Annotated in this window: 14 protein-coding genes; 11 read left to right on the top strand and 3 right to left on the bottom strand. The window is 67.4% G+C overall.

The window, feature by feature from the left end:
* Positions 1–28: 28 nt before the first annotated feature.
* Positions 29–619, bottom strand: coding sequence for a histidine phosphatase family protein (locus tag FHR04_RS15155; protein ID WP_139404150.1), 591 nt, complete (start codon positions 617–619; stop codon positions 29–31).
* Positions 620–636: 17 nt separating this feature from the next.
* On the bottom strand, positions 637–1,350 hold the full coding sequence (locus FHR04_RS15150; protein ID WP_139404149.1) for a spheroidene monooxygenase: 714 nt from the start codon (positions 1,348–1,350) through the stop codon (positions 637–639).
* 131 nt (positions 1,351–1,481) lie between these two features.
* On the opposite strand from FHR04_RS15150, the gene uvrC reads away from it, so the two are divergent.
* Entirely contained in the window at positions 1,482–3,332 is a 1,851-nt protein-coding gene (uvrC, locus tag FHR04_RS15145; protein ID WP_139404148.1) for an excinuclease ABC subunit UvrC, read from the top strand.
* 93 nt (positions 3,333–3,425) lie between these two features.
* Positions 3,426–4,331: an SDR family oxidoreductase gene (locus tag FHR04_RS15140; RefSeq protein WP_039683662.1), complete on the top strand. Its 906-nt coding sequence runs from the start codon at positions 3,426–3,428 to the stop codon at positions 4,329–4,331.
* Between the two features lie 177 nt (positions 4,332–4,508).
* On the opposite strand, the gene FHR04_RS21025 is transcribed toward FHR04_RS15140, so the two are convergent.
* Positions 4,509–4,661 carry a hypothetical protein gene (locus FHR04_RS21025; RefSeq protein ID WP_170213977.1) on the bottom strand — a complete coding sequence of 51 codons (153 nt, stop codon included), beginning with the start codon at positions 4,659–4,661 and terminating at the stop codon, positions 4,509–4,511.
* Between the two features lie 281 nt (positions 4,662–4,942).
* On the opposite strand from FHR04_RS21025, the gene FHR04_RS15135 reads away from it, so the two are divergent.
* The 9 genes from FHR04_RS15135 to FHR04_RS15095 all read left to right on the top strand — a co-directional run bounded on the left by FHR04_RS15135 (position 4,943) and on the right by FHR04_RS15095 (position 16,852).
* Positions 4,943–5,701, top strand: coding sequence for a phosphatase PAP2 family protein (locus FHR04_RS15135; protein ID WP_139404147.1), 759 nt, complete (start codon positions 4,943–4,945; stop codon positions 5,699–5,701).
* Between the two features lie 275 nt (positions 5,702–5,976).
* Positions 5,977–7,002: a LacI family DNA-binding transcriptional regulator gene (locus tag FHR04_RS15130; RefSeq protein ID WP_139404146.1), complete on the top strand. Its 1,026-nt coding sequence runs from the start codon at positions 5,977–5,979 to the stop codon at positions 7,000–7,002.
* A gap of 76 nt (positions 7,003–7,078) precedes the next feature.
* Positions 7,079–8,326, top strand: coding sequence for an ABC transporter substrate-binding protein (locus tag FHR04_RS15125; protein WP_039683656.1), 1,248 nt, complete (start codon positions 7,079–7,081; stop codon positions 8,324–8,326).
* A gap of 140 nt (positions 8,327–8,466) precedes the next feature.
* Positions 8,467–9,417 carry a carbohydrate ABC transporter permease gene (locus FHR04_RS15120; protein WP_039683654.1) on the top strand — a complete coding sequence of 317 codons (951 nt, stop codon included), beginning with the start codon at positions 8,467–8,469 and terminating at the stop codon, positions 9,415–9,417.
* Positions 9,414–10,316 (top strand): carbohydrate ABC transporter permease, encoded by a 903-nt coding sequence (locus FHR04_RS15115; protein ID WP_039683651.1) that lies wholly within the window; start codon positions 9,414–9,416, stop codon positions 10,314–10,316. Before FHR04_RS15120 ends, FHR04_RS15115 begins: the two co-directional genes overlap by 4 nt.
* A 2-nt stretch (positions 10,317–10,318) precedes the next feature.
* Positions 10,319–11,581 (top strand): hypothetical protein, encoded by a 1,263-nt coding sequence (locus FHR04_RS15110; RefSeq protein ID WP_139404145.1) that lies wholly within the window; start codon positions 10,319–10,321, stop codon positions 11,579–11,581.
* Between the two features lie 62 nt (positions 11,582–11,643).
* Positions 11,644–13,026, top strand: coding sequence for a GH1 family beta-glucosidase (locus tag FHR04_RS15105; RefSeq protein WP_139404144.1), 1,383 nt, complete (start codon positions 11,644–11,646; stop codon positions 13,024–13,026).
* On the top strand, positions 13,023–14,669 hold the full coding sequence (locus FHR04_RS15100) for a glycoside hydrolase family 43 protein (protein ID WP_139404143.1): 1,647 nt from the start codon (positions 13,023–13,025) through the stop codon (positions 14,667–14,669). Before FHR04_RS15105 ends, FHR04_RS15100 begins: the two co-directional genes overlap by 4 nt.
* The gene (locus FHR04_RS15095; protein ID WP_139404142.1) at positions 14,666–16,852 is read left to right on the top strand and encodes a glycoside hydrolase family 3 N-terminal domain-containing protein; all 2,187 of its coding nucleotides are present in this window, start codon (positions 14,666–14,668) and stop codon (positions 16,850–16,852) included. The genes FHR04_RS15100 and FHR04_RS15095 overlap by 4 nt, the downstream gene beginning before the upstream one ends.
* Positions 16,853–17,177: the final 325 nt, after the last annotated feature.

Raw genomic sequence — 17,177 nt, 5'->3', positions numbered from 1 at the left:
AATTCTAGATCGTGAAATTTTGATTCGCTTACTTCTTAATTTGCCATCCGTGCACCGTGCGGCACAGTTCAGACACTCCGGCGTTTTCCGGGGCAAAGCGCCCAGAGCGCCAGCTCTCCACCACCGGGAGGCGCAACAGACGGATCAGCACCGAGGTCAGGGCGCCGCCGTGCGAAACGACAATGGGCGTGCCGGGCCGCGCCAGAACGGTGTGCAGGGCCGCCTCGAAGCGGTCCGCCACCTCGCCCTGGCTCTCGCCGCCGGGAAACGACACGCGGTCGTCCGGGCCAATCAGTTCGTCAAAGTGCGTTTTCAGATCGCTGTACGGGCGACCACGCCATTCCCCGGGATCAATTTCCTGAATGCCGTCCAGAACCGTCACGGGCACGCCGAGCAACTGGGCAATGGGGGCCGCCGTCTGCTGGGTACGGGTGTAGGTGCTGGCGTAGACCCGCGGCGAATCGGGATCAAGGGCGGCGATCTTGTCGGCCAACGCGAGGGCCTGGGCCTCGCCCTCGGCGGTCAATTCGTCATGCCGGCTGTCGGCGCCGCGCAGGATGCCCGCGACATTGCCGGAGGTCTGCCCATGCCGGGCCAGAAAAAGACGGGAGGAGGTCACCGCCGGATTCTAGTCAGTCAGGACATGTCAGACGGCAGCCCCGCCCACACGCCCCGGACCTCCTGCACCTCGAACCGGGCGAACAACTCCTCGCTGTACCAGTTTTCCTGGCGGGTGCGGGCGATGGCACGGCGGTGCGCGTGGCCCTGATACGCGTAGGCCCGCATGCTCGCCTCGTCCTGCCACACGCTGAAGGTGGCCTGCTGCAGCAGCGGCCACTCACCCAGCCCCAGGGCGGAGATCAGACCGGGCTGATCTGCCGCGAAGACCTGCGTGCCCGGCACCGCGCGCCAGAAGGCCGCCAGCCGCGCCGGTCGAATCACGGCGCGGGTCAGGACCGCCACCGGACGTTCGCCGGAAGAAGCGTGGGCGGCGGCGCGGCCCAGCGGTTCCTGACCCGCCCAGCGCCCATGCCAGCGCACAGGCGACAGCAGCAGCGTGGCGGTGTCGGCCACCAGCCCCCGTTCCTTCCGGCGCCAGGGGCTGGCCTCGAACAGCTCGAAGGCGGTTCGCGACTGCCACACGGCGAAGCGCGCCCAGCGGCGCGGGTCCACGCTCAACGAGAGTTTCACGCCCTGACCCGTCCCCAGCAGCCGGTAGAACTCCAGACCCGGCAGACCGCGCAGGTAGACGTGGTCCGTCGCCATGCGCCGCATGCCCGCGCGGGTGTCGGCGGCGGCAAAACGGTTGACGGTCAGGGTTACAAGCCTGTTTGAGGGCGGGACGGACATTCGCGGCAGTCTAGAGCGGCGGCGCCGACAGACCTTGGTCTGCGCCACGGTTGTTTGAGGACGCCGCAGCCTGAAGGCTTTCGGAAACCGCTGTCACGGTGCGCGCCCCGCCGCTCCCCTATGCTGGGCACGTGCATTTCGACGATCTGCCCGTGCTGCCCACCACCCCCGGCGTGTACCTGTTTCGCAAGGGGGGCGTGCCCATTTACATCGGCAAGGCCAACAACATCCGCAGCCGGGTGGGGCAGCACTTCAAGGCGGGCGGCAAGAGCGGCAAGTTCACCGCACTGGCCGAGTCGCTGGAATTCATCACCGCGCGCAACGAGGTCGAGGCGCTGGTCTTAGAGGCCAACCTGATCAAGCAGCACCGCCCGCACTACAACGTCACCCTGAAGGACGACAAGCACTACCCGTTCCTGAAGCTGACCAACGAGGCGTTTCCCATGCTGGTGGTGACGCGGCGGGTCCTGAAGGACGGCGGCAGCTACTACGGGCCGTACCCGGATTCCTCGGCGGTGCGGCGGGTCAAGCACCTGATCGACACCATGTTCCCGCTGCGCAAGAACAGCGGGCTGCCCATGCAGAAAAAACCGCGCCCGTGCCTGAATTACCACATGGGCCGCTGCCTGGGGCCGTGCGTGGACCAGGCCGACCCGCCGGAATACGCCCGCGTGGTGGACGACGTGAAATCGCTGCTGGAGGGCCGCGCCGCACCCGTCATCTCACGCCTGAAAGAAGACATGAAGGTGGCCGCGCAGGGCCAGGACTTCGAGCAGGCCGCCCGCGTGCGTGACCGCGTGCAGGCGGTGCAGAAGCTGTTCGGCACCGAGCAGCACGCCTTCGTGAGCGACGAGACCGACCTGGACTTCCTGGGGGTGGCGCAGGCCGGGGAGTACGCGATGGTGCAGCTGTTCCGCATGCGCGGCGGGCGCGTGGTGGGCCGCGACAAGCGCTTCCTGACCAACGCCGAGGAAGGCACGCCCGGCGAGATCGTGGGGGCCTTCGTGCAGGACTACTACACCCAGGCCACGCACGTGCCGCCGCTGATCCTGCTGCCCGCCGAGTTTGAGGACGCGCCGCTGTGGAGCGAATTTTTAAGCGAGAAGGCCGGGCGCAAAACGGCCATGCGGATGCCCCGGCGCGGCGACAAGGTGGACCTGGTGGAGATGGCGCAGCGCAACGCGGTCAACGGCCTGGATTCCGAGCTGGCGCTGCTGGAGCGGCGGGGTGACCATCCGGGCCTCGACGCGCTGCGCGAGGTGCTGGCGCTGCCGGATCGCCCGTGGCGCATCGAGGGTTTTGATAACTCCAACCTGTTCGGCACCAACATCGTCTCGGGCATGGTGGTCTTCGAGGGCGGGCGGGCGCGGCGCGGGGAACACCGCCGATTCAAGGTCAAGGGACTGGATCACCCGGACGACTACACCGCCATGAAACAGACCGTACACCGGCGCTTCACCGGCAGCCTGGCCGACAAATTGCCGTTGCCGGACCTGATCGTGATCGACGGCGGGCGCGGGCAGGTCAACGCCGCCCTCGACGCCTTGAAGGAGGCGAATATTCAGGTGCCGGTGGTGGGCCTCGCCAAGCGCGAGGAGACCATCATCCTGCCGGGGCGCTACGGGGCGCAGTGGTGGCTGGAGACGGGAACAGAGGTGGGCGTGAACCGTGAGCTGCTGCTGCTGCACACCCATCCGGCGCTGCGGATTCTGATCGCCGTGCGCGACGAGGTGCACCAGTACGCCATCACCTACCACCGAAAACTGCGCGGCCAGGACATGCTCCGCAGCGTGTTCGACGATCTGCCGGGCATCGGGCAGAAGCGGCGGGACGCGCTGCTCGAGGAGTTCTCCAGTCTGGAAGACCTGGCCGCCGCCCCGGTGGCGCAGATCGCCGCCGTGCCGGGTATGAACGCGCGGGCCGCCCAGAGCGTCAAGGATTTTCTGAGCCAGCGTGAGGCCAACCGGGCGCCGCTGGGCTGATGGTTCAGGGTCCGTACACCATGCCTTGAAACAACCTTTCAAGTGTGGGGGCGTGGGGATTTCGGGGCCGGCGTGGCGGCAACACTGCCGGACATGACCAGTGACCCCGTGAAAAACCAGTACGAGATGCGCGATCCACAGAGCATGTACCCGCGTCCGCCGTTTCCCAAACAGCCGCAGTCGGCCCCTGGGCTGGCGGGCGAGATGGACCCCAGGCCGGACCACGGCGAGGACAGCTATGTCGGCTTTGGCCGCCTGAAAGGCCGCAAGGCGCTGATCACCGGGGCCGACTCGGGCATCGGGCGGGCGGTCGCCATTGCCTTCGCACGCGAGGGGGCCGACGTGGCGCTGAACTACCTGAAGGTGGAGGACAGCGACGCTGAGGAAGTCATCAAGCTGATCGAGGACGCGGGACAGAAAGCGGTGGTGATTCCCGGTGACCTGAAGGACGAGGCGTTCTGCAAGGAACTGGTGCAGAAAGCCGTGGAAGGTCTGGGCGGGCTGGACATTCTGGTGAGCAACGCGGGCAAGCAGACGGCGGTGGACGACATCGCCGACATCACCACCGAGCAGTTCGACGACACCATGAAGACCAACGTGTACGCGATGTTCTGGATCACCCAGGCCGCGCTGCCGCACATGCCGCCGGGATCGACGATCATCAACACCACGTCCATCCAGGCCAGCCAGCCGTCCAAGAATCTGCTGGACTACGCCATGACCAAGGCGGCGATTGCCAACTTTACCGGCGGCCTGGCCAAGCAGGTGGCCGAAAAGGGGATTCGGGTGAATGCCGTGGCCCCCGGGCCGTACTGGACGGCGCTGCAGCCCAGCGGCGGCCAGCCCCAGGACAAGATTCCCACCTTCGGCGAGCAGGCCCCGCTGGGCCGCCCCGGACAGCCGGCCGAGATCGCGCCGCTGTACGTGCTGCTGGCGTCACAGGAGTCGAGCTACATGACCGGGAACGTGTACGCCAGCACCGGGGGCACGCTGTACTGAGGCTCTGCCAGCAGCACAGGGGCCGCGCAGCGGGAACGAGAGCGCGGCCTTGTTCTATGGGCTTGGCATGGATTACGGGTGGAAAATTCTGCAGCCGGGGCAGCACGCGACACCCAAAAGAACACCGCCCTCTTCAGGATCGAAGGGGGCGGTGGCGGGAAGGTTGAAGCTGCGCGGTCATGCGGGCCGGGGCCGGTGAAAGAGGTCGCGCAGGCTGCGCTGCTGACGCTGTTCGCGGGCAGGGCGGACCTGCTGGGCGCGGTTCGCCTGGGCGGCTTCCTGACGCAGTTCCTGGGCGCGTTGCTGGGCGTGCCGAAGGTCAAATTGCATGGTGGGTTCCTGGGGGCGCGGGCTGCCGCTGCGGCATCCTTGGGTCCTGCGCTGATGAACCTATGGTGCGCCGCGGAGGGGTCCGGGCACATCCGACGGGTGGCCCATACCCGCTGCGCCGATTGGCCTAGGACCGGTAGTCCTTAAGAGGGAGACGCCACCCGGGAGCACCCGCCGGCCACGCATCCGGAATCCGCCCAGGGCCAGCGGCAGCGCGGCGCAGGAGCGAGCGTTAAGCATCCGCCAAGCGCGGGGCACGCGCGACGGGGTGTAATGGCGACGTGTTCCCGGACCGCCTCCATGAAGCCGTCGCCTTTTTCCGGACCCACTGGCGCGGCCTGCTGCTGTTGCTGCTGGGCGTGCTGCTGCCGCTGGTCCTGATTGCAGAGCTGACGGAGGACATTTTCCGAGACGGCGGGTTTGCGTGGGACACCGCCGTTCTGGAGTGGTACCGCGCGCACCGCACCCCCACCTTGACGTCGCTTGCCCTGGCTTTAGGGGTCATTGGCGGCGTGCGGGTGCTGCCCTTTATCGCGCTGGTGATCGCCCTGCTGCTGGCGCGGGCGGGCGGACGCATCCACGCGTGGTACCTGGCCTTCGCCCTGTCTGGGGCGGCGCTGCTCAACGTGCTGGCCAAATTGATCTTTCAGCGGCCACGCCCGGACGAGCTGGGGGCGGTGCTGATCGAATCGGGCTTCAGTTTTCCCAGTGGGCACGCGATGTCGAACGCCGCATTCGGCATTGCGCTGGGGCTGATTTTCTGGCGGTCCCGCGCAGGCTGGCCGGTGGCGGTGCTGGGTGTGTTCTGGGGGGTGCTGCTGGCGGCCAGCCGCAACTATCTGGGCGTGCACTACCCCACCGACGTGATCGTGGGCTTCCTGAGTGCCGCGGCCTGGGCGTACGGCCTGTACCTGCTGATGGCACGGCGCTGGCCGGCGCTGCGGAATTCGCCCGGCGGCATGGACGACACCCGCTCATCAGTCCAGACCGGAACAGACGCGGTGCCACGCCAGGAACGTGAACGCGACCGGACCCGCTAACGATTCCGGCGCAGTTGACCCAGGACGCCGGGCAGGTCAGCGCCCAGCTGCTCTACAACCCCTTCTTCGGGCCAGGGCCGGGCTGGCCGTTGCCGCAAGCTGCCGAAGCTGAACACTGGACCCGCCCGCCTACATCTGCACACGTAACAAGTGACCCCTGGCTTGACAGCGCTTTCAAAATCATTTAAGCTTCAAGTGTTCCACAAGTCAGAATCCAGGGCCAAGCCAGAATTTAGGGCTCGGAGCAGGCCAGCGCGCCTGTCAGGAGAAGTGTTATGTCTGCAACCGTCACGCTGATGCAGGTGGCGCGGGAAGCGGGGGTCTCGCCCAGTACCGTGTCGCGCATTCTGAACGGCACCGCCAACGTCACGCCGGACAAGCGCGAGCGGGTGGAGGCGGTTATTCACCGCCTGAACTTCACCCCCAACGTGCAGGCGCAGGCGCTGGCGAACGGGCGCAGCTTCTCGGTGGGCGTGCTGACCCAGAAACTGAGCAGCGCGTTCTACGGGGAAACCCTGGCCGGCATCGAGCAGGGGCTGGAGGGCAGCGCGTACCATCCGCTGGTGGTCAGCGGCCACTGGCGGGCCAAGCAGGAGCAGCAGGCCCTCGAGCTGCTGATGCGCCGCCGGGTGGACGCCCTGATCGTGCTGGGGGGCGTGATCGAGGACGCGGCCCTGCAACGGGTGGCGGCGCAGGTGCCGCTGGTGGCGGTGGGCCGTGCGGTCAGTGGGCTGCCCGAGCGCTGCGTGCTGATCGACAACCACGCGGGCATCCGGCAGGTGGTTCACCATCTGGCCGGGCTGGGCCACCGGGACATCGCGTACATCGGCGGCGACGAGGCCCAGCAGGACGCGGTGGAGCGCCGCGTGGGGTTCGAGGCCACCCTGCAGGAAGCAGGCTTGTCGGTCAATCCCCACCTGATGAGGTGCGGCGACTACACCGAGGCCAGCGGCGAGCGGGCCGCCGAGGAACTGTTGCGCTCGGGCGTGCCCTTCACCGCGCTGGTCTGCGCCAACGACCAGATGGCCTTCGGCGCCCGCCTGAGCCTGTACCGCCGCGGCCTGCGCGTGCCGGAAGACCTGTCGCTGACCGGCTTCGACGACCTCTTTTCCTCGCGCTACACCACGCCGCCGCTGACCACCGTGCATCAGGCGGTCAACGAACTGGGGCAACTGGCCGCCGAGACTGTGCTGCGGCTGCTGGCCGGCGAACAGCCCCATATGTCCCCCTACGTGCCGCAACTGGTCATCCGTGAATCCACCGGGCCAGCGCCCCACTCCCCCGCCACCGGAGGCTCCTGATGCACGACAGTTCCTGAGAACCGCATCGTTTCAGTCTTGATTTGAAAGCGCTTTCAACAGACCCGTGGAGGTCATTATGAAGAAATTCGTCGCGTTCGCCCTCGTTACCGCCCTGCTGGCCAGCACCGCCAGCGCCCAGGAGAAAGTCACCCTGAACGTGGCCGCCTTCCCCAGCCTGGACGTGGCGATCAAGGCCATCACGCCCGCGTGGAACAAGCTGCATCCCAACGTGACCATCAAACTGGTGGCCCAGGAAATCGGCGACCACCACAACGCCATGACCACGGCCCTCGCCACCGGCCAGGGGTTGCCTGACGTGATGGCCGTGGAAATCGGCTACGTGGGCAAATTCTCCGAGGGCAAAGGGCTGGAAGATCTGAACAAGGCCCCCTACAACGCCGGGCAGTACAAGAAGCTGTTCACGCCCTTCACGGTGGCGCAGGCCACCAGCGCGGACAAGCGTTTCGTCGCCATGCCCACCGACATCGGCCCCGGCACCTTCCTGTACCGCAAGGACATCCTGGACAAGGCGGGCGTGAACCCCACCACCATGATGAAAAGCTGGGAGGACTACATCGCTGCCGGGAAAACCATCAAGGCCAAGACCGGGGCGTCGCTGATCAACTCGGCGGCGGGCGTCTACGGGATCGTGACGCGCACCAACCTCAAGAATGGCGAGGGCATCTACTTCGACAGCAAGAACAACCTGCTCGTCGGCCCCGACAGCCCCCGCTTCGTGCGCGCCTTCACGCTGGCCAAGCAGGTGCGCGACGCCGGCCTGGACGCCAAGATCGGCGAGTGGAGCAACGAGTGGTACGACGCCTTCAAAAAGGGGACGGTGGCCACCCAGTTCAGCGGCGCGTGGCTGACCGGCGCGCTGCAAAGCTGGATGGCCCCCGACACCAAGGGCCTGTGGCGCGTCCAGAACCTGCCCGAGGGCGGCTACGCATCCTGGGGCGGCTCGTTCTACGCCATTCCCACCGCGTCCAAGAACAAGCAGTGGGCCTGGGAGTTCATCAAGTTCATGACCGTCGACCAGGGGTCGCAGATCAAGGCGTTCATCGACAACGGCGCGTTCCCGGCGCTGCTCTCGGCCCAGAACGATCCCATCTTCAACCAGGGCGTGCCGTTCCTGGGCGGTCAGAAAGCCCGCGTGCTGTGGCGCGACGCCGCGCGCAAGACCCAGCCCATCGACGTGAACAAGTACGACTCGGTGGCCGACCAGATCCTCGCCACCGAGCTGACCAACGTGCTGGAGCAGGGCAAGGACATCAAGCAGGCGCTGACCGACGCCCGCGCCCAGATCCTGCGCCGCGCCCGCTGAGCCTGGGGAGAGCTGCATGACCGTCCGGGGGAGCGAGAAAGGCGGCTCCCCCTCGCCATTCCCGAACGGAACGTTTGCATCCTGAGTGTTGCTGTTCCTGCTCTGCCCCGGTGTCGGCCACCGCGCCACAGGGAGGCCCCATGCAAGAACGAGTGCCCCTGCCCACCAGCCCCCCCCGCCAGCGCCGCCGCTGGAGCTACACCCGCTTCCAGCAGCGTTTTGCGCCGTACATTTTCACCAGCCCGTTCTTTGTCCTGTTCCTGATCTTCGGCCTGTTTCCGCTGGGCTTCAGCCTGTTCCTGGCCTTTCACCTGTGGAATCCCCTCGACGGACTGGGCAACTGGGAATACGTGGGCTGGGAGAACTTCCAGCTCGCGCTGGGCGCACGCGATCAGTTCTGGGTGGCCCTCAAGAACACGGTGTGGATCGGCCTGCTGTCGGGGGTGCCGCAGCATCTGGTGGCGCTTCCGCTGGCTTTCGTGATCAACCAGTCGCTGCGCCGCTGGCAGGGCAGCATCAGCACCATCCTGTTCCTGCCGTACATCACCAACGCCGTGGCGATCACGATCGTCTTCGGCATGCTGTATTCCGAGAACCTGGGCCTGCTCAACTACGCCCTGTCGGCGGTGGGGCTGGGGCCGGTGCGCTGGCTGGCGCTGCCGGAACTGGTGCCGGTGTCGGTGGCGGCGGTGGTGTTCTGGCGCTACGTGGGCTGGAACGTCATCCTGTATTTAAGCGGGTTGCAGGCCATCAGCGAGGACGTCTACGAGGCCGCCACGGTGGACGGCGCGAGCAGCGCCCAGAAGTTCTTCTACATCACCCTGCCGCTGCTGCGCCCGATGATGTTCTACGCCTTCACGCTGACCATCGTGGGCAACATGCAGCTGTTTGAGGAACCGTTCATCATGGTGGGCCAGGCCGGCGGCAGCGGGGGCGCGGCGCTGACCTCGGCCATGCACATCTACAACGTCGCCTTCCGCGATCTGGACATGGGCTACGGCTCGGCGATGGCGTGGCTGCTGTTCCTGGCGATCTTCGTGCTGAGCATGGTCAACAACTACCTGTTCTCACGGGGCGGAGGCCGCCAGTGACCACCCAGCCGCTGGAGACGCCCCTGGCCGCGCCCAGACCGCCCCGGCGCACCGCCCGGTTCCCCCTGGGCCGCGTGGGGCTGTGGATTTTCGTGGGCCTCGCCTGCTTCCTGTCGGTGATTCCCTTCTACCTGATGTTCGTGTGGGCGTCGTTGCCCGGTGAGCAGATCTTCGCCGTGCCGCCGCACCTGTGGTTTGGCGACGCCTTCGTCGGCAACTTCCAGAAGATGATGACGGCCACCGACAACTACGCGCTGCGGCAGTTCTGGAACTCGCTGTACATCGCCTCGCTGTCCACCGTCACCACGCTGTTCTTCTGCTCGCTGGCCGGCTTCGCCTTCGCCATGTACGACTTCCGGGGCAAGGGATACCTGTTCGGCTTCATTCTGGTCACCATGCTGATTCCGCCGCTGGTGATGGATATTCCCAGCTTTCTGGTGATGAACAACGTCCTGCACTGGATCGGCACGCCGCGCACGCTGTGGGTGCCGGGAATGGCCAACGCCTTCGGGATTTTCCTGATGCGCCAGTACATCGTCTCGGCGCTGCCCAAGTCATTGATCGAGGCCGCGCGGCTCGACGGGGCCACCGAATTCGGCATCTACATGAAAGTGGTGCTGCCGCTGATCCGCCCCATTCTGGCGACGCTGGGCGTGGTGACCTTCGTGGGCTCGTGGAACAACTTCAAGGGCGCGCTGATCATGCGCCTGAGCGAGGACAGCACCATGACCCTGCCGCTGTCGCTGCGGCGCATCACCGGGGGGGCGGCAAACATCAACGCCGACTGGGGCGCCACCCTAATGATGGTGGTGCTGACCGTGATCCCGCTGCTGATCCTCTTTCTGTTCGCCAGCCGTCAGGTGATCTCGGGCCTGACCAGCGGCGCGGTCAAGGACTGAGGGTGAAGCAGGTGCTGGCCCTTAGCCTCGGCCTGCTGCTGTCGGCGCAGGCGGCCACGGTCACGCCGTCTGGCACGGCCCCGCAACCGATCTTTCCCGCCAGCATCAGCGCCTTCAATCTGGGCAACTGGATGCCAGTGGTGGAGGCAACGGATGCGCTGAACGCGCTGCAACCCGCTGCGTTGCGCTGGCCCGGCGGCAACGTCGGCGACGAGCAGAACCGCACGCCCGAAGCCCTGCAGACCCTCCAATCCAGCTGGACGCTGCTGGGCCGGCCGCCGCTGATGCTGCAGACCCGCGTGTTCTCACGAGAGGCAGGCAATCTGGGGGGCGAGACGGCCAGGAACACGCCCGAGGACGCCGCCGAACTGGTGCGGATGGCCCAGGCGCTGGGCCTGAACGTCGCGTACTATGAGATCGGCAACGAGCCGGATCTGTACGCCACCAATCGCAGTGATCCCAGCTGGACGCCACAGAAGTATTGCGGCGTGGTGCGGGCGCAGCGGGCGGCCATCTTAAAGGTTGACCCTGCGGCGAAGATCGCCGGGCCAGCCGTCAGCAATCCCGGCCCGTACCTGGACGCGGCCATCCAGGAATGCGGCGACGCCTTCGATCTGCTGACGTGGCACCTGTACCCCTCGAACGGCGACGGCACGGACGCCGAGGCGTTTGCCAGCATCCGCAAGGTGACGGACACCATCGGGCGCGTCGAGAGGCTGTGGGCAGACCCGGCCAGCAATCCCAGGGGCCACGGCAAGCCATTGGCGCAGGGCGTGACCGAGTACGCGCAGTCTTACCGCTCAGACCGGGCCACCCACCTGTCGGACGCGGTGGGCGGGTTGTGGGCGGCGGAGGCGGCGCTGCGCCTGTCGGAGAGCGGCGCGGTGTTCAACACCTACTTCTCGCTGATGGCGACGGGCAACCACGGCCTGCTGGACGGCGCTGGTTTCCCGCGCATGGCCTACGCCGCCTTCCGCGAACTGGCGCACTACCGGGGGCAGACCTTCGGCGTCACGAGCGACGACCCGGACGTCTGGGTGCATGCCGCACAGCAGGGCAAGCTCCTGACCGTGTTCGCCATCAACACGCAATCGGAGGCCAGACCCCTAACCCTTCAACTGCCCGGCTTTGCCGTGATCGGGGCCAAGACGGTGACCGATGCGGACGTAAATGCCGACAGACCGCCGCGTGCGCTGAGAATCGGCGGGTCACTGACCCTGCCGCCGCTGAGCCTGACGCGGGTGGTGCTGAAGGCCTCGCCCTGAACCGGAACTGCCCCCACACTCGTTTCGCCCCCAACCCTCTCCTCCCCCTCCCCAAGGAACCCATGACTGCCAACACCAACCAGCCCAACCCCCACAGCTTCCCGCCGCGTTTCACTTGGGGCGTCGCCACCAGCAGCTACCAGATCGAGGGGGCGGCCCACGAGGACGGCCGCAGCCCCAGCATCTGGGACACCTTCTGCGCCACGCCCGGCAAGGTCTTGAATGGCGATAACGGCGACGTGGCCTGTGACCACTATCACCGCTTGGACAGTGACCTCGATCTGATCGCCTCTGTGGGCGTCAACGCCTACCGTTTCAGCGTCGCGTGGCCGCGCGTCGTGCCGGAGGGACGCGGCACCCCCAACCCGGCCGGGCTGGACTTCTACTCGCGGCTGGTGGACGGCCTGCTGGCGCGGGGCATCACGCCGTGGCTGACGCTGTACCACTGGGACCTGCCGCAGGTCTTGCAGGACGCGGGCGGCTGGCCCAAACGCGACACAGCGCTGGCGCTGGGCGACTACGCGGCGGTGGTGACGGACGCGCTGGGTGACCGCGTGAAGCACTGGATCACCATCAACGAGCCGTGGGTGGCCGCCTTCATGGGCTACGGCAACGGCGTTCACGCGCCGGGCCACACCGATCTGGCCGAGAGTTTTGCCGCCTCGCACCACCTGCTGCTGGCGCACGGGCTGGCGCTGCAGGCCATCCGGGCCAACGTGCCCGGCGCAAAGGCGGGCATCACGTTGAATCTGGCGGCGGCGTATCCGGCCACGGGTTCACCTGAAGACCAGGCCGCCGCGTGGCGGCAGGACGGCTTCGCCAACCGCTGGTACCTGGATCCGGTGTTCGGGCGCGGCTACCCACAGGACATGGTGGAACGGCTGGGCGCGGCCAGCCCGCAGGCGCAGGGGCTGGTGAGGGGCAGCGATCTGGAGACTATCGGCGCACCCACCGACTTCCTGGGCGTCAACATGTACTCACGCAGCGTGGTGGCTGACGCGCCCGGCGAGGGTTTTCTGGACGTCCGGCAACTGCGCGTGGAGGGCAGCGAGTACACCGGCTTCGACTGGGAGGTGGCCCCGCAGAGCCTGACCGATCTGATGCTGCGGCTGCAGCGCGACTACAACCCGCCCGCCCTCTACATCACCGAGAACGGCGCGACGTATCCCGACACCGTGGCCGAGGACGGCACCGTGCACGACGAGGAGCGCACCCGCTACTTCCAGCAGCACCTCGCCGCGCTGGGAGCGGCCATCACCGGAGGCGCGAAGATGGCCGGGTATTTCGCGTGGTCACTGATGGACAACTTCGAGTGGGCCGAGGGCTACGACAAGCGCTTCGGCATCGTGCACGTGGACTTCGAGACGCAGGCGCGCACCCTCAAGGCGTCGGGCCGCTGGTACCGCGATTTCCTGGCCCGCGCCCAGGAGGGCCAGCCCGCATGACCGTGAGGGCGGTGGAGCCTCCGACCCAGACGGGCGTGACCGTCACCAATCCGGTGCTGCGCGGCTTCCATCCTGATCCCAGCATCGTGCGGGTGGGCGAGGACTATTACCTCGCCACCAGCACCTTCCAGTGGTTCCCCGGCGTGGCGGTCTACCACTCGCGCGATCTGGTGAACTGGCGGCCTATCGCGCAGCCCCTGGCGCGCACGGCCCTGCTGGACATGCGCGGCAACGCCGATTCCGGCGGGGTGTGGGCTCCGGCGCTGTCCCACGACGGCGAGCGTTTCCACCTGATCTACACCGACGTCAAAAGCTGGGGCAGCCGCGAGGTGTTCAAGGACAGCCACAATTCCCTGACCACCGCCGAGCACATCGAGGGGCCTTGGTCTGAGCCGGTCTACCTCAATTCCAGCGGCTTTGACCCCAGCCTGTTCCACGACACGGACGGCAGCACCATCGTGGACAGCGGCGGCGACGGGCGCAAGTGGCTGGTGAACATGCGCTGGGATCACCGGGCGGGGCGCAATGCGTTTTCGGGCATCGTGTTGCAGGAGTACAGCCCAGCCGGGCGGCGGCTCATCGGCCCGCGCGAGGTCATCTTCCAGGGCACCCAACTGGGGGTGACCGAGGCCCCGCACCTGTTCCGCCGGGGCGGCTGGTACTACCTGCTGACGGCGGAGGGCGGCACGAGTTACGAGCATGCCGTCACGCTGGCCCGCTCGCGCAGCCTTCACGGCCCCTACGAGGTGCATCCCGACAATCCGGTGCTGACCGCCGTGGACGCGCCGGGGCTGCCCATCCAGAAGAGCGGGCATGCCAGCTTCACCAACACGCCGGACGGGTCATGGGTGCTGGCGTATCTGTGTGGGCGGCCCCTGAGCGAGCGGGGCGAGTGTCCGCTGGGCCGCGAGACGGCGCTGCAATCGCTGGTCTGGGGTGAGGACGACTGGCCCAGACTGGCTTCTGGCGGACACCATCCACAGCTTCAGGCCGAACTGCCTGCGCTGCCGCCTCAGCCGTGGCCGCAGCCACCCGCCCGCGACGAGTTCGACGGCCCTGAACTGCGCCCCGAGTGGATGACCCTGCGCGCGCCGGCTGAGCTGGTGGGGGTGGAATTGACCGGACAGCGCCTGAAGCTGATCGGGCATGAGTCGCTGAACAGCCGGCACCGGCTGGCGCTGGTGGGCCGCCGGTTGCAGGCGCTGGAGGCCCGCTTCCGCACCGCCCTCAGCTTCGAGCCCGAAGATTTTCAGCAGATGGCCGGCGTCTGCGCGTACTACGACTCCCGCAACTGGGTCTACCTGCGTCTGAGCCGCGACGAAACTCTGGGCCGCACGCTGGCCCTGCTGCAAAGCGAGAACGGCGAGTACCGCGAACTGCTTTCGGAAGAAGTGGCCGTGGGCGACGTCGATCCCGTGGAGTTGGGCATCGTGTACGCGGGTGGGCAATTCTGGTTCGAGTACCGCGTGGGCGGCGAGGACTGGCAACAAGTCGGCGACAGGTTGAGCGCGGGCCTCCTGAGCGACGAGCACTGCGGCGGCCTGAGCTTCACCGGCACGTTTCTGGCCCTGACCTGCCAGGATCTGAGCGGGCGCAGCCGGGCGGCCGAGTTCCACTGGGCCGAGTACCTGGAGAGGGCATGAGGCGGCTGTTGACGGCGGCTTTGGTGCTGGCCGGCGTGGTGGGCGCACAGGCCGTGCCCCGACTGACCGGTGCGGAGGCCGAAACCCGCGCCCGTGCCGTGCTGGACACCCTGACGCTGGACGAGAAGATCGGGCAGGTCAGCATGGCGCACCTCTTCCGCTTTCTGGAGGGCGGGCGTAGCGGGCCGGTGGCACCGAACGCGGGCGACATTTTTTCCCGGCTCCGGCCCGGCGCGACACTGAACGGGGGGGGCGACGCCCCGCAGCCCAACACGCCGCGCGGCTGGGCCGACGCCCTGCGCGGGCTGGACGCACTGGGCCGTCAGACCCTGCCCGGTAGCGTGCCCGCCGTGTTCGGCACCGACGCGGTGCATGGCGTCAATAACGTGCCGGGCGCGACGCTGTACCCGCACAACCTGGGGCTGGGCGCGGCCTTTGACCCGGCGCTGACGGGGGAGATCGCCCGCGCCACCGCCCAGGACATGCGGGCCATGAACATGGACTGGAACTTCAGCCCGGTGGCCGATCTGGGCCGCGATCCGCGCTGGGGCCGCTTCTACGAGACCTTCGGCGAGTCGCCGTGGCTGGTGGCCGATCAGGTGGCGGCGGCGGTGACGGGCCTGCAGGCGGGTGGGGTGGCCACCACCCTCAAGCATTTCGTGGGCTACGGTTCGCCGGGGTTGGGCCGTGACCGGGCCGACGCCGAGATCAGCCAGAAGGCCCTGCACGAGCTGTATCTGCCCCCGTTCAAGGCGGGCATCCAGGCCGGGGCGATGTCGGTGATGGCGAACAGCGGCAGCGTCAACGGCATTCCGGTTCACGCCTCCAACGCCATCCTGACGGATCTGCTGCGCGGTGAACTGGGGTTTAAAGGCCTGGTGGTCAGCGACTGGAACGACATCGACCGGCTGGTGACGGTGTACCGGACACACGCCGATCTGGTCAGGGCCACGGCCGCCAGCGTCAATGCCGGCATTGACCTGTATATGGTGCCCAACGACGTGGAGCAGTACGCGGCGGCCCTGAAAGAGGCGGTAGAGGGCGGTCAGGTGTCCCCCGCCCGGCTGGACGAGGCGGCATTGCGGGTGCTGACCTTCAAGGCCGGACTGGGGCTGATGGACGCCCGCCCGGCGGGGGGCGGCGTCCTGACCGATCACCGGGCGCTGGCGCGGCGGGCCGCCGCCGAGACGCTGACGCTGCTGGAAAATGACCAGAGTCTGCCGCTCCGGAAGGGCCGCGTACTGGTGACCGGCCCGGCGATGGACAGCGCGGCCATTGGGCTCGGCGGCTGGAGCGTGAACTGGCAGGGCGTGGGCAAGGGCAACGTGCCGGACGTCCCGAAAGTCAGTACGCTGGCGACCGCCCTGAAAGCCACTGCCCCAGTGGGCGTGACCGTCAGCGCCCTGCCCGACGGCAAACGCGAGGCACTGCTGAAAGCCGCCGCGAATGCCGACACCATCGTCGTGGCGCTGGGCGAGGCCCCCGCAGCCGAGAGCCAGGCCAACAATCCCACGCTGGCGCTGCCGCCCGCGCAGGTGCAGCTGCTGCGCGACGTGCTGGGCACCGGCAAACCGGTGGTGCTGGTGCTGATGGCGGGCCGGCCGATCCTGCTGCCCGAAGATCTCCAGAGCCGCCTGTCCGCCTTCGTGATGGCCTACCTGCCCGGCAGCGAGGGCGGCGCCGCCCTCGCCGACGCGCTGTATGGCCGCGCCGGGTTTCCGGGCCGCCTGCCGTTCACCTGGCCCGGCACCCTGGGCGAGGTGGGCCTGACCGCAGACCGCCCACCCGAAGGAGCGGGGGAGGCGCCGCTGCCGCTGTATCCGTTGGGTTTCGGGCGCGACTACACCTCCTTCCGCACCACGGACGGACAGGCGGTAGTCACCGCAGACGGCGTGAGGGTCAGCGTCACCGTACAAAACACGGGGAAGGCGACGGGCACCGGCACCTACATCGTGACGGCCAGCCTGCCGCCCGCTGGAACCTTAGAGGCGGTTCGGCGTCCAGTGGGCGTCGTCCGGGCCGCCCTCAAGCCCGGCGAGTCCCGCACATTAAGTGTCGCCGTGCCGCTGGAGCGCCTGGAAGCCTTTGCAGGAGACGCTTTCGGGCCGGTGATGGGGAGCGTGGTGCCTGGGCCTTACATCTTTCAGATTGGGGACGAAACGGCCAGGGTCAATCTGCCCTGAGCCCCTTCTGATAGGACGCGTGTGATATGGACTCCGATTGAAAGGTATTAAAAACACTTGGAAATCCGAGCGAAGCGAGCAAGGAAAAACGGGTTCTGGACGTGGAGTGTGGACATCGGAGCTATCCCGATTTCTACACGAAACGAACGGAATCCGTATGATACGGACTCCGAATAAATCGTTTACAGTAAAAGGAGATAGTTGGCTGGAACTATGCCCGACAGGGGACGCCCTGCGGCTGTGATAGCCAGTCCCGCACCTTCCAGACGTGATCGGTCAGCCCGATCGTCATGGCCGGTGTGCGCTGGAGATACAGCTGACGTCC

Source organism: Deinococcus radiopugnans ATCC 19172, from assembly GCF_006335125.1.
GTDB classification, from domain to species: domain Bacteria; phylum Deinococcota; class Deinococci; order Deinococcales; family Deinococcaceae; genus Deinococcus; species Deinococcus radiopugnans.
The sequence above is the reverse complement of the archived record's forward strand: the minus strand, read 5'-3'. Positions and strand labels throughout refer to the sequence as shown.

Coding starts and splice junctions, on each gene's coding strand:
- FHR04_RS15150 (WP_139404149.1), bottom strand. CDS start 1,350: ATGTCCGTCCCGCCCTCAAACAGGCTTGTAACCCTGACCGTCAACCGT.
- FHR04_RS15140 (WP_039683662.1), top strand. CDS start 3,426: ATGACCAGTGACCCCGTGAAAAACCAGTACGAGATGCGCGATCCACAG.
- FHR04_RS21025 (WP_170213977.1), bottom strand. CDS start 4,661: ATGCAATTTGACCTTCGGCACGCCCAGCAACGCGCCCAGGAACTGCGT.
- FHR04_RS15130 (WP_139404146.1), top strand. CDS start 5,977: ATGTCTGCAACCGTCACGCTGATGCAGGTGGCGCGGGAAGCGGGGGTC.
- FHR04_RS15125 (WP_039683656.1), top strand. CDS start 7,079: ATGAAGAAATTCGTCGCGTTCGCCCTCGTTACCGCCCTGCTGGCCAGC.
- FHR04_RS15120 (WP_039683654.1), top strand. CDS start 8,467: ATGCAAGAACGAGTGCCCCTGCCCACCAGCCCCCCCCGCCAGCGCCGC.
- FHR04_RS15105 (WP_139404144.1), top strand. CDS start 11,644: ATGACTGCCAACACCAACCAGCCCAACCCCCACAGCTTCCCGCCGCGT.
- FHR04_RS15100 (WP_139404143.1), top strand. CDS start 13,023: ATGACCGTGAGGGCGGTGGAGCCTCCGACCCAGACGGGCGTGACCGTC.
- FHR04_RS15095 (WP_139404142.1), top strand. CDS start 14,666: ATGAGGCGGCTGTTGACGGCGGCTTTGGTGCTGGCCGGCGTGGTGGGC.